We start from the raw sequence: 11,634 nt of genomic DNA on the forward strand, positions 1-11,634 counted from the left end.
GTTTTTAACAGCATTGATTAACTTTCATCTATAAAAGAAACTCAAGTCATTACATCTTCTTATCTTCAATATTAAGCGCACTAATCGCTAATACTGCTTGAGTACGGTTTTGTACACCAAGTTTACGGAAAATCGCAGTCACATGCGCTTTAATTGTTGCCTCTGATACATCCAGCTCATAAGCAATCTGTTTATTTAATAGACCTTCCGCAACCATCATTAATACACGAAATTGTTGTGGTGTAAGAGACTGTAATCGCTCAGCGAGAGCCGTTTCATCCGCAGCACGAGGATCAAAACCTGCATGTGTTGGTAAATTTGGTGGTAGCCAAATCTCACCTTCCAACACTTGCTTAATCGCTTCACCAATATGGCTAGGATGTGAAGACTTTGGAATATATCCCATCGCACCATGAGCAATTGCACGTTGAATAATTGAAAGCTCTTCATGTGCAGATACAACAATAATCGGAATCGCTGGATATTGAGCGCGGACATACACTAAAGCTGAAAAGCCAGAAGCACCTGGAAGATTTAAATCCAACAGTACTAAGTCTGGTTCTGCACCATGCTCTAATCGTTCATAGAATTCATCAACATCCGCAGTTTCCTGAATTTGAGCCTGAGGAATGCTATAACGAACCGCTTGAATCAAAGCATGTCTAAATAAAGGATGGTCATCTACAATTAAAATATTCATAAGCGCTTTATGCAGTCTTCAAGTACGTCACTGTACGGAGTTTATTCAAATCTACTCTATCTTAGCGTATTTTTAAATAAACTGTTGGTCAAGCATCAAGAGTTGTGTATTCCAGCATAAATGCAAAACAATACAAATATTGATATAAGTCACATAACAGCAACTAATCAATAAACACTATACAGAAATAATGAGAAGAAACAGAGTATTAAATTCATTTAATTTTTCTCGTAATACTTAGAACAGATATATCTAGAAAACAGATAAGCTTGCAGCTTTTCCTTATTTTACAGCGGTGGTCGAGCTATAGATAAATAAATAGTAATTCGTAATGATCTTTTAGGCTGTGACTATGTCCAATCGTAATACTTTATCAACTCCACTAAATATTGTTGCGGTATCTGGTGGTTTAAATAGCCCATCAAAAACAGAAAGTTTAGTTCAAGCCATTCTCAATGAACTGGCAGAAGCCATCAACATTCAAGTACATTTTGTGAAACTCAGTGAAATTGGGCCTTTGCTTGGTGGGGCAATTTATCGTAATCAATTGCCACAATGTGTTCAAGATGACCTCGCAGCGGTAGAAGCAGCTGATGCACTGATTGTCGGCACCCCTGTTTATCGTGCTTCGTTTACAGGTTTATTTAAGCATTTTTTTGATTTTGTAGAACAAACTGCTTTGGTTGATGTGCCCGTTTTACTTGCAGCCTCAGGTGGCAGCGACCGTCATGCGTTGGTCTTAGAACATCAATTACGCCCACTATTCAGTTTCTTTCAAGCACAAACCTTACCCATTGGCGTTTATGCCACAGATCGCGACTTCACGCCTGAATATACGGTGAAAAGCGAGCAATTATCTGATCGCGTGACGCTCGCTGTTGCACGTGCTTTACCAATTTTAGAATGGGCACCAGCCAAAGGTCAGCGTGCGGCTGCCATTAAAACCAAAACCGAACAAGCTAATCAAAATCTTGGTATCAATAAACAGATTGAACAAGCGGAGGTACTTCCATCCGCAGCAGTTCCTGATCTGGATGCAGCGGAATCTCGATTGCATTCCAAATCAACTAAGAATCTAACTCACGTTGCATAAACCGATTTAATGGAGGATACAACAATGACAACAACAGCATCCGCAATTAAATTTGCCTACTGGGTTCCCAATGTGAGTGGCGGTCTCGTTGTCAGCAATATTGAACAACGTACTGACTGGAGCTATGACTATAATGTGCGCTTAGCTCAAGCAGCGGAACAAAGCGGCTTTGAATATGCTCTCACTCAAATTCGTTTTACCGCTGGCTATGGTGCAGAGAACCAACATGAATCCGTGAGTTTTAGTCATGCTTTATTAGCAAAGACTGAAAAACTCAAAGTAATTGCAGCGATCCTGCCCGGCCCTTGGAAGCCCGCATTAGCTGCTAAGCAATTGGCGACCATTGACTATCTTACTCAAGGGCGCATTGCAATTAATGTGGTCAGTGGTTGGTTCCGTGGTGAATTTGATGCGATTGGCGAACCTTGGCCTGAGCATGACGAACGCTATGTTCGCTCGGAAGAGTTTATTCGTACTCTCAAAGGGATTTGGACGACTGACCATTACAGCTTTGATGGTAAATATTACCAATTTCAAAATTACACACTTAAACCAAAACCATTGCAAAAACCGTCTATCGAAGTGTTTCAAGGTGGTAGTTCTCGCGCCGCTCGTGATATGGCTGCATGTGTATCCGACTGGTATTTTACCAATGGCAATAGTGTCGAAGAAATCAAAAAGCAAGTCGATGATGTCCGCAGCAAAGCAAAGTTAGCCAACAGGCAAGTCAAGATTGGGGTCAATGCCTTTATCATTGCCCGTGATACAGAAGAAGAAGCTAAAGCCGTGCTGAATGACATCATTGCTCAAGCCAATATTGAGGCGGTAAATGCCTTTGGCAATGCCACTCGTGAAGCAGGTGCAGCGGCTCCAGAACGCGAAGGGAATTGGGCAAAATCGACCTTCGATGATTTGGTGCAATATAACGATGGCTTTAAAACTAATCTGATTGGTACACCAAATCAAATTGCAGAACGCATTCTTGCTTTAAAAAATGTGGGGGTAGATCTAGTTCTTTCTGGCTTTCTTCATTTCATTGAGGAAGTTGAATATTTTGGAGAAAAAGTTTTACCGCTAGTCCGTCAACTTGAACAACAACAACAGGAGCATCATCTCTCAGCAAAATCAGCGTAGTTTTCAGCGTTAAATAAGAAGAAAAACAAAACTAATGGCAGATACTCCCCCCAAGGCTCGGCTTGGGGCTTTTTTATTTTAACGGGTCTCAATTTCTCGCATGACGGTTTCAACCGAATAACGGCACCACTGCGACAGCTGCTCAATGAATTCATTTAATTGTGGCGGATCAAAGTGGCTGACGATCATATAACAAGCATTGCCGAGAACCTTAAAACATTCATCCACATGCTCATATTGTTTGACTAAACGCTCAACCTCGATAAAAGCTTGCTGATCATTCATAAAAAGTTGGATGAATTGTTTATGCTCATACTTTATCGCCACAGTGTATTTTTTGATAATACCTGCATCCATCAACTGAGCAATACGTGCCCCCACTGCCTGTCCTGTACGATGCACGCATTGTCCAATTTCTTTATGGCTAATGCGCGAGTCTTGTTTCAACAATTCAATAATTTTTAAGTCGATGGGATCAAGTTCAATATTCATTTTTCATTACGAAAGAAAACCAGCAACAATGCTTTCACCAAAATATAGCCCATTTTTCAGTTTCACCCTACGCTTGTTTTATCTTAACCTTAGAGCTAAATATGATGAAACAGGCTTTACTAATTATTGATGTACAGAATGATTATTTTAAAAATGGCAAAATGGAGTTGGTCAATCCTGAACTTGCCTTGCAAAATACCAATCAACTAGAAGACTATTTTATTCGAAACAATTTACCAATCATTTATATCCAGCACATTAGTCCAGCCTCGGCCAGTTTCTTTCAGGAGAATACCGTTGGTGTTGAATTACACCCACAACTTCAAATCACTGATGATTCTCTGATTGTTGAAAAACATTTTCCAAATAGCTTTCTAGAAACCAAACTTCAAGCCATCCTTGAACAGCATCAAGTTGAGCAATTAGTGATTACAGGCATGATGACACATATGTGCATTGATGCAGGAACACGAGCGGCACAAGAACTCGGCTATCAGCCGATTGTGATTGCAGATGCGACTGCAACTCGCGATTTAGAACATGAGGGCAAAATAGTCAAAGCAGCAGATGTACAAACTGCTTTTTTATCAGCACTAGGCTTCTTCGCTACAGTACAAAACACGGCAGATTTTTTAGCCTCACATAAATAAACCATATAAAAAAAAGAGCGTTCTACAGAACGCTCTTTTAGTAAAAAAACGATTATTTGTTTGGATAAACCGTCGCAATCAAATGCTCGACCACAGCTGGTTCAGCTAGTGTAGAGGTATCACCTAAGCTATCCAATTCATTTGCCGCAATCTTTCTCAAGATACGGCGCATGATTTTACCTGAACGGGTTTTCGGTAATGCAGGCGCCCAATGCAATGCGTCTGGGGTTGCCACGGGCCCAAGGACTTTACGCACCCAATTCACCAACTCTTTGCGTAACTCGTCAGATTCTGCTACATCAGCTTGTAAAGTCACAAAGGTACAAATACCCTGACCTTTAATATCGTGCGGCATCCCAACCACCGCAGCCTCAGCGACCGCCTCATGTGCCACCAACGCACTTTCTATCTCGGCAGTCCCTAAACGATGCCCTGATACATTCAGTACGTCATCAACACGTCCCGTAATCCAATAGTAATTATCTTCGTCTCGACGTGCACCATCACCCGTGAAATAGCAACCTTTAAAGGTCGAAAAGTATGCTTCGATAAAACGTTGAGGATCGCCCCAAATGGTTCGCATCTGACCCGGCCATGAATCTTTAATCACCAGATTCCCTTCGGTTGCGCCTTCCAACTCATTGCCTTCACCATCGACCAAGGCTGGCTGAACACCGAAGAATGGACGTGTTGCTGAACCCGGTTTTAAAGCGGTTGCACCCGGCAGCGGTGAAATTAAGATACCACCCGTTTCGGTTTGCCACCAAGTATCCACAATTGGGCAACGACCTTCACCAACCACCTCGTGATACCAATTCCATGCTTCAGGGTTAATCGGTTCACCAACTGAACCCAGTAGACGCAAGCTACTGCGATCACTTTCACGCACATAAGCATCACCTTCACGCATCATGGCGCGAATTGCGGTTGGAGCAGTATACAGAATAGTAATGTTGTGCTTATCAATGACATGACCAATACGCGCCCAAGTTGGATATTGTGGAATCCCTTCGAACATCACCGTCGTCGTCGCATTACTCAGTGGGCCGTAAAGTAAATAACTATGCCCTGTAATCCAACCCACATCCGCAGTACACCAATACACATCATCTTCACGAAGATCAAAGACCTCTCTGAATGTTGTGTTGACATATACTAGATAACCGCCTGTGGTATGGAGCACGCCTTTCGGTTTACCTGTTGAACCTGATGTATACAGAATGAATAACGGATCTTCTGCTTTCATTGGCTCTGGTGGGCAGTGCTCATCTACCTCCATAATGGCAAGGTGATACCAAACATCTCGCTCCGGATTAAACGCAACTGAATTTCCTGTACGGTGCACCACAATGACATTCTGAACACTACTTGTACCATCAATTTCCAATGCAGCATCTACATTTTCTTTGAGCGGAATAATTTTTCCGCCACGCATCCCTGCATCAGCGGTAATGACTAATTTTGCTTGGCTATCTTCAATACGACTGGCCAATGAGTCTGGTGAGAAGCCACCGAACACCACACAATGTACTGCGCCGATACGCGCACATGCCAACATGGCAATTGCTGCTTCAGGCACCATTGGCATATATAAAACTACGCGATCGCCTTTACTGATCCCTTGCTTTTTCAGGACATTGGCAAAACGACACACTTCATCATGCAATTCTGCAAATGAAATAATTTTATGACGTGATGGATGATCACCTTCCCAAATAATTGCTGGTTTGAGTGGATTATCTTTAAGATGACGGTCTAAACAGTTAGCAGAAACATTCAGCTCTCCATCTGCAAACCATTCGATCTTGAAGTTATCTGGATGAAAACTGGTGTTTTTAACTTGCGTAAAAGGTTTGATCCAATCAATCTTTTTCGCTTCTTCTGCCCAAAATGCTTCAGGCTGTTCAATTGAATACTGATAACGATTGAAATAGTCTGCTTCAGAGATTCTTGCTGTTTCTTTGAATTTGTCAGGCACTGGGTAGATTTCTTTCATAGTTCACTTCCTTGGTTTTTTATCTCATACCGTAGATATACCATCTAATGCATCGGTATTTTTTGTTGTCTCTTGCAGTATGGTCACCAACAACAAGAGCAAACAATGCGGCTTTGGTCGTAGAACTGTTGCAATTTTACGATTCGCATATTTTCAAAAATTTACTCAAAATAATTTAAAATTTAACTGCTTGTCTATGCTTTTTGTTTTTAAAATAAGTGATTATTTTGATCAATGTAAACACTTTAAAAGATTTAATAAGCAGAAAAATAGGAATCCATCTATGTCAGATTTTACAATTGCACCGCAGACGCAACCCAGCAAAGATCGTCCGCTCTCATCGAGAGGACGTTTTAATCGACTTAGCTACTTAGGTTGGCATGGACTAATTAGTATCGGATTCATACTTATGTTCGTGCTATTGGTGTCAATCGTAGGCAATGTCAGCATAAACAATGTCAATATGAACGAACCGATGTTCTCAGCATTTTCAGGTATTGCAACATTTGCCATTATTGCGCTGTGGTTTGCAGGATTTTATTTTCAAATTGTTTTCTTGATTCGACGCTTACATGATCTCAATAAAACAGGTTGGTTATGCCTACTGTTACTTGTGCCATTAATACAACTCTTTTTCACTTTATATGTATTACTTGCGCCGGGCACACCGTATCACAATGACTATGGAGATGTACGTCCATCTAAAGCATGGGAAAAATTATTGGCTTGGATCATGATTATTCTGAGTATTTTCATACTATTTAGTATGTCTGTCTTTATGTATTACTTCGCTAGTCCTGATATTTGGGATGCACCAACACAGATTATTCAAAACACAACGGAGTATTTTTGATTGTGAGTAATTTTTATGCGTTTGTAGCATTAATGAAATCAATTGATTACTGAATTTGCCAAGCGTGTTTACAATAATTTCATTATCATGCAACACCTTATTACTCCTTTCTTTGCGAAATAGAGATTTCTAGTGGCTAACGAACAAACAACATTGACAAATGTCGCGAAAGATACAGGCGAACTATTGCATCAGGCAAGCGCGAAAACCACACAGACGGTACTTGCGCATACTGAGAAATATCACGATGCCTATACAACGATTGATAAAATCATCGACAGCTTTTGGGAACGTGTTCCCTATATCTGTATTGCGATTGTTGTTTTTATCATTTTCTGGTTACTCACTAAATTATTTAAATTTTTTGTGAATAAAACATTAACCAATCGCTCTTATGCAAGACAGAATTTGGTCTTAGTGTTACACCGTGTCGGTGGAACATTTATCTTATTCTTTGGCTTCCTAATCGCATTGGTGATTGCGATTCCAGGATTTACACCGAGCCAACTCATCGGTGCTCTAGGAATTGGTTCTGTTGCCATTGGTTTCGCATTTAAAGATATTTTCCAAAATTTACTTTCAGGTGTTCTGATTTTACTTGGTGAACCATTCCGTATCGGTGATGCAATCATCGTGAATGGCATGGAAGGTGTGGTCGAAGATATTCAGATTCGAGCGACTTTTTTACGTTCTTATGATGGTCGTCGTATCGTAATTCCGAATGCAACGGTCTATACCAGTCCCGTAACAGTTAATACCGCTTATCAGCAGCGTCGCTGTGAGTTTATTGTTGGTATTGGTTACGATGACGATGAACAAAAAGCCAAGCAAATTGTCTTGGATATCTTGAATAATGACCGTAATGTGCTCAGTCAACCGACATTCTCAGTCAATGTTACTGCTTTAGCCGATTTCTCTGTCAATTTAACGGTTCGTTGGTGGATTAATACCACTGAAACCGATATTTTATCATCGACCAGTTCAATCCAAGCTCAAGTAAAACAAGCCTTTAATGCTCAAGGAATTAATATTCCATATCCAATTCAAGAGCTTAAAGTACAGCAGAACAATGCTCAATTGCCTTTTGATACACAAAACTCAGATAAACAGCCTTCCTAAAATAGACGGAACAGCAGTTTCAGTTCGCAAAATTCGGTTGCCTAAGCTCACAGCTTGGCAACCATTTTTTTTGAGCAATTCAATTTCATAAGGAATGAATCCGCCTTCTGGCCCAACCACCACAATACAGGGATGTTGTATTGCGTGAGGCATCACATGCTCAACATAGGGATGTGCCACATAGGCTGGCTGCTGCTCTGTGATTAAAGTTGCCAAAACATCTTCTACAAAAGGTTTAAAGCGTTTGTACAATTGTATCTCTGGCGCAATGGTGTCTCCCGCCTGCTCTAAGCCCAAAGTTACATAATCATCCAATTGCTGTAAAAAAGGCGTCTGCCAATAGCTTTTATCTACGCGGTAACTATGAATCAAACTAATGCGATCTACCCCTAAAGTCACTGCATCCATCATCATTCGACGCAACACTTTGGGACGAGGTAAGGCTAGAATCAAATGTACAGGATACTTAGCAGGTACAGCTTCGGTCTCAATCGGGCGCACCATAATTCGCGTCTCATTCAACGCAACAACTTCTGTCAAATAGCGTAGACCTTGTCGAATACCGACTTTCAGCGAATCACCTACTTGAAGTTGTAAATGCTGACGTAAATGTTGCAATTGTCTTGGATTTTCAATATTCCAAAGCTCAGATTGTGTCTGTTCTGGTTCAAGTAACACAATATTCATGAGGATGCGGTTTGCTGTAAATAATGATCAATTAACTGAATATGCTTTTGTAAAGAACCCGTATTTCGTTGTAAAACCAACTGAGCTTGCTGAACTAAACGTTGTTCTTGAGCAGTATTTTCTAAACAGCTCAACAGCTGTTGCACAATCTGTGCTGCATCATCTCCAATCAAAATGCCTTGCTCTGCAACAAACTCATCGACAATACTTTGGAAGTTAAAATAGCGCGGTCCAATGACAGTCGGCACATCGAGTACCATAGGTTCTAAAATATTATGACCACCACCCGGTTCATTCAATGAACCGCCAACAAAACACGCTTGGCTCAAGCCATACCACAACCACATTTCTCCCATACTATCAGCAAGAAAAACTTGTGTATCCGCTTGAATCGGTTGTTGCAGGCTACGGCGTTGCGTATTTAAATTTAAACGCTGACATACCTGGTAGACTTCATCAAATCGCTCAGGATGACGAGGCACAACAATGCACAACAAATTGGAATTTGCATTTAAGTGCGGTTGCAGCTGTTTCAGTAAACTCTCTTCTTCTGGTGCATGTGTGCTAGCAAGGGTGATGATTTGACGATGTTCGAGTTGCCAATCTTGTTTGAACTGTTCTGCCTGTGTGACATAGTGCTGCGGTGCAGTAATATCAAATTTAATATTTCCAACCACCTGACTTTTGGCTTGATCTAAACCCAATTCAACATAACGCTGTTGGGTTGCCACATCTTGTGCCAGCATCCACGTCAGTTGTTGTAACATCGGCTTGGTTAATCGCGCCACTTTGCCATAACCTTTCGCCGATTTTTCCGAAAGACGGGCATTCAATAAAATACAGGGAATCTGTTGCTGCTTGGCTTCCGCGATCAAATTTGGCCAGATTTCAGTTTCAACCAATGCCAAAAGTGTGGGTTGATATACATCAAAAAACTGCTTGAGCAATGGCTTTTGATCAACGGGCAAATAAACCGCTTGAAATAAATCGAGATAAGGTGCTTTCAGAAACAGCGATTTGGCGCGCGCCTGACCCGTCTTCGTCGTATTGGTTACCAACACAGGATGGCCTAATTTTAAATAATGCTCGATCAAAGGCTGTGCTGCATTGGTTTCCCCAACAGACACCACATGAAACCAAATCGTTTCTAAGTTTTTGGGTGGCTGAAAAGGGCCAAAACGCTCGATACACTCTTGTTGAAATGCCGCCGCATTTTCAGCGCGTTGTTTTATTTTCCAACGATATAACGGTTTGATACAGGTCAATAAAAAGTTATACCAAAAGGGTGTTTGCTGCACTGCGTTTTTCTGCGCCATCCTAGACCATATTTCACGATTTGATGTGTGCTTATTATGCGGAATTTCAATAAAAAACTCATGCCATTTTGGTAAATAGCATGAGTCTTTTAGATCAGATTAAGCTTCTAACTGTTCAAAAGCAGGATAATCTGTATAGCCTTCTGCGCCTGAGCCATATAAGGTTTCAGGCTGAATAGCATTTAAAGGTAAATCATTTTGCAAACGTTCTAACAGATCTGGATTGGCAATATAAGCTTTGCCGAATGACACCGCATCTGCTTGACCTGTTGCCAAGATTTGTTTTGCAGAATCAGCCGTTAAACCTTCATTTGCAATCCATACACCTTTAAATTTCGAACGTAATGCAGGCATTAAGCTGTCTTCGGCTTGGTATTCACGCGTGAAAATAAAAGCAACATTGCGCTGATCCAATTGCTCAACGACATAGCCAAAAGTTGCTAATGGATTTTCATCGCCCATATCATGCGAATCACCACGTGGCGCTAAATGAACACCCACTCGACCCGCACCCCACACGTCAATAAATGCATCAACGACTTGTAACAGTAAACGTGCACGGTTTTCAATTGAACCACCATATTCATCATCACGATGATTGGTTGAACTTTGCAAGAACTGGTCAATCAAATATCCGTTGGCAGCATGCAACTCTACACCATCAAAACCTGCCGCTTTCGCTTGTTCAGCAGCATTTCTATATTGTGCAACAATTTCCTGAATTTCTTCATGGGATAATGCACGCGGCGTAACGAATGGGCGTTTTGGACGAAGTAAACTCACTTCACCCGCAGGCTGAATTGCACTTGGCGCAACAGGCGTATCACCATCTAACAAATCGGGATGTGAAATACGACCAACGTGCCAAAGCTGAACCACGATTTTTGAGCCTTGTGAATGCACTGCATCAACAATCTTGTTCCAAGCCTGTGCTTGTTCTTGTGACCATAAGCCTGGGGTATTGGCATAACCTGCGGCTTTTGGACTAATCACCGTTGCTTCGGTAATGATTAGACCCGCATTGGCACGTTGTTGATAGTATTCCACCATTAAATCGTTTGGAACACGAGACGCACCGCTACGTGCACGCGTTAAAGGAGCTAAAACCAAACGGTTTTTAATCTTAAAGTCACCTACTTGTAAGGTAGAGTTTAATTCAGCCATGATCGCCTCAACTTCACTCTATTTAGCGGGTTAAGATTGCCCGTATCCTCGCCGTCAGAGTGTTTGTTTTAAATGTTCGATGTATTGCTGAATCAAAGCTTCATTACGTGTGAAATAAGACCATTGCCCATATTTTTCGACATTAATCAAACCCGCTTGCTGTAACACAGACAAATGATTCGACATCGTCGATTGCGCAACTTTGCCTAAACGTTCGATGTGCCCAGCACATACACCACGCTCAAAACTACCACCACATTCCTGTACAGGTAAAAATTGCTCTGGCTCTTTTAACCACTGCAAAATTTGTCGACGTAATGGGTTGGCTAAGGCTTTGCTTATAACATCAATATCCATAGACTCACCACGTTTCTCAACAGGCAAAAGCTTTGTTCAGCATCTAAACCCAGTATATCGAATTTTATAAATA

The 11,634-nt window shown here is 41.3% G+C and carries 12 protein-coding genes; 5 read left to right on the plus strand and 7 right to left on the minus strand.

Features of this window, described 5'->3' with window-relative positions; genetic code table 11:
• Positions 1 to 49: 49 nt before the first annotated feature.
• Positions 50 to 700 (minus strand): response regulator transcription factor, encoded by a 651-nt coding sequence (locus ACT4_RS08300; protein WP_004878012.1) that lies wholly within the window; start codon positions 698 to 700, stop codon positions 50 to 52.
• A 352-nt stretch (positions 701 to 1,052) separates the two neighbouring features.
• On the opposite strand from ACT4_RS08300, the gene msuE reads away from it, so the two are divergent.
• Both msuE and sfnG read left to right on the plus strand, forming a co-directional pair.
• Positions 1,053 to 1,793, plus strand: coding sequence for an FMN reductase (msuE, locus tag ACT4_RS08305; protein ID WP_007481342.1), 741 nt, complete (start codon positions 1,053 to 1,055; stop codon positions 1,791 to 1,793).
• 24 nt (positions 1,794 to 1,817) lie between these two features.
• Entirely contained in the window at positions 1,818 to 2,927 is a 1,110-nt protein-coding gene (gene sfnG, locus ACT4_RS08310; protein WP_007481343.1) for a dimethylsulfone monooxygenase SfnG, read from the plus strand.
• Positions 2,928 to 3,005: 78 nt separating this feature from the next.
• On the opposite strand, the gene ACT4_RS08315 is transcribed toward sfnG, so the two are convergent.
• Positions 3,006 to 3,419 carry an Lrp/AsnC family transcriptional regulator gene (locus ACT4_RS08315; protein WP_007481344.1) on the minus strand — a complete coding sequence of 138 codons (414 nt, stop codon included), beginning with the start codon at positions 3,417 to 3,419 and terminating at the stop codon, positions 3,006 to 3,008.
• Between the two features lie 104 nt (positions 3,420 to 3,523).
• Here ACT4_RS08315 and ACT4_RS08320 point away from each other — a divergent pair, with 104 nt between their 5' ends.
• Positions 3,524 to 4,069, plus strand: a complete 546-nt coding sequence (locus tag ACT4_RS08320; RefSeq protein ID WP_034604827.1) for a cysteine hydrolase family protein — start codon at positions 3,524 to 3,526, stop codon at positions 4,067 to 4,069.
• A 52-nt stretch (positions 4,070 to 4,121) separates the two neighbouring features.
• Here the strand turns inward: ACT4_RS08320 and acs are convergent, their stop codons facing one another.
• Entirely contained in the window at positions 4,122 to 6,065 is a 1,944-nt protein-coding gene (gene acs / locus ACT4_RS08325; protein ID WP_007481346.1) for an acetate--CoA ligase, read from the minus strand.
• A 283-nt stretch (positions 6,066 to 6,348) separates the two neighbouring features.
• Here acs and ACT4_RS08330 point away from each other — a divergent pair, with 283 nt between their 5' ends.
• Both ACT4_RS08330 and ACT4_RS08335 read left to right on the plus strand, forming a co-directional pair.
• Positions 6,349 to 6,918: a DUF805 domain-containing protein gene (locus tag ACT4_RS08330; protein ID WP_007481347.1), complete on the plus strand. Its 570-nt coding sequence runs from the start codon at positions 6,349 to 6,351 to the stop codon at positions 6,916 to 6,918.
• Positions 6,919 to 7,050: 132 nt separating this feature from the next.
• Positions 7,051 to 8,037, plus strand: coding sequence for a mechanosensitive ion channel family protein (locus ACT4_RS08335; protein WP_007481348.1), 987 nt, complete (start codon positions 7,051 to 7,053; stop codon positions 8,035 to 8,037).
• Here ACT4_RS08335 and ACT4_RS08340 read toward each other — a convergent pair.
• The 4 genes from ACT4_RS08340 to ACT4_RS08355 all read right to left on the minus strand — a co-directional run bounded on the left by ACT4_RS08340 (position 8,017) and on the right by ACT4_RS08355 (position 11,561).
• Positions 8,017 to 8,724: a 16S rRNA (uracil(1498)-N(3))-methyltransferase gene (locus tag ACT4_RS08340; RefSeq protein WP_007481349.1), complete on the minus strand. Its 708-nt coding sequence runs from the start codon at positions 8,722 to 8,724 to the stop codon at positions 8,017 to 8,019. The genes ACT4_RS08335 and ACT4_RS08340 overlap by 21 nt on opposite strands.
• Entirely contained in the window at positions 8,721 to 10,040 is a 1,320-nt protein-coding gene (locus tag ACT4_RS08345) for a 3-deoxy-D-manno-octulosonic acid transferase (protein WP_007481350.1), read from the minus strand. Before ACT4_RS08345 ends, ACT4_RS08340 begins: the two co-directional genes overlap by 4 nt.
• A gap of 99 nt (positions 10,041 to 10,139) precedes the next feature.
• Positions 10,140 to 11,204, minus strand: coding sequence for an alkene reductase (locus ACT4_RS08350; RefSeq protein WP_007481351.1), 1,065 nt, complete (start codon positions 11,202 to 11,204; stop codon positions 10,140 to 10,142).
• A 54-nt stretch (positions 11,205 to 11,258) separates the two neighbouring features.
• Positions 11,259 to 11,561 (minus strand): helix-turn-helix transcriptional regulator, encoded by a 303-nt coding sequence (locus ACT4_RS08355; RefSeq protein ID WP_017196833.1) that lies wholly within the window; start codon positions 11,559 to 11,561, stop codon positions 11,259 to 11,261.
• Between the last annotated feature and the right edge of the window lie 73 nt (positions 11,562 to 11,634).

It is taken from the genome of Acinetobacter sp. NBRC 100985 (genome assembly GCF_000241225.1).
Classification (GTDB): domain Bacteria; phylum Pseudomonadota; class Gammaproteobacteria; order Pseudomonadales; family Moraxellaceae; genus Acinetobacter; species Acinetobacter venetianus.

Coding starts and splice junctions, on each gene's coding strand:
- ACT4_RS08345 (WP_007481350.1), bottom strand. CDS start 10,040: ATGGCGCAGAAAAACGCAGTGCAGCAAACACCCTTTTGGTATAACTTT.
- msuE (WP_007481342.1), top strand. CDS start 1,053: ATGTCCAATCGTAATACTTTATCAACTCCACTAAATATTGTTGCGGTA.
- ACT4_RS08320 (WP_034604827.1), top strand. CDS start 3,524: ATGAAACAGGCTTTACTAATTATTGATGTACAGAATGATTATTTTAAA.
- ACT4_RS08355 (WP_017196833.1), bottom strand. CDS start 11,561: ATGGATATTGATGTTATAAGCAAAGCCTTAGCCAACCCATTACGTCGA.
- ACT4_RS08330 (WP_007481347.1), top strand. CDS start 6,349: ATGTCAGATTTTACAATTGCACCGCAGACGCAACCCAGCAAAGATCGT.
- ACT4_RS08350 (WP_007481351.1), bottom strand. CDS start 11,204: ATGGCTGAATTAAACTCTACCTTACAAGTAGGTGACTTTAAGATTAAA.
- sfnG (WP_007481343.1), top strand. CDS start 1,818: ATGACAACAACAGCATCCGCAATTAAATTTGCCTACTGGGTTCCCAAT.
- ACT4_RS08300 (WP_004878012.1), bottom strand. CDS start 700: ATGAATATTTTAATTGTAGATGACCATCCTTTATTTAGACATGCTTTG.
- ACT4_RS08340 (WP_007481349.1), bottom strand. CDS start 8,724: ATGAATATTGTGTTACTTGAACCAGAACAGACACAATCTGAGCTTTGG.
- ACT4_RS08315 (WP_007481344.1), bottom strand. CDS start 3,419: ATGAATATTGAACTTGATCCCATCGACTTAAAAATTATTGAATTGTTG.
- acs (WP_007481346.1), bottom strand. CDS start 6,065: ATGAAAGAAATCTACCCAGTGCCTGACAAATTCAAAGAAACAGCAAGA.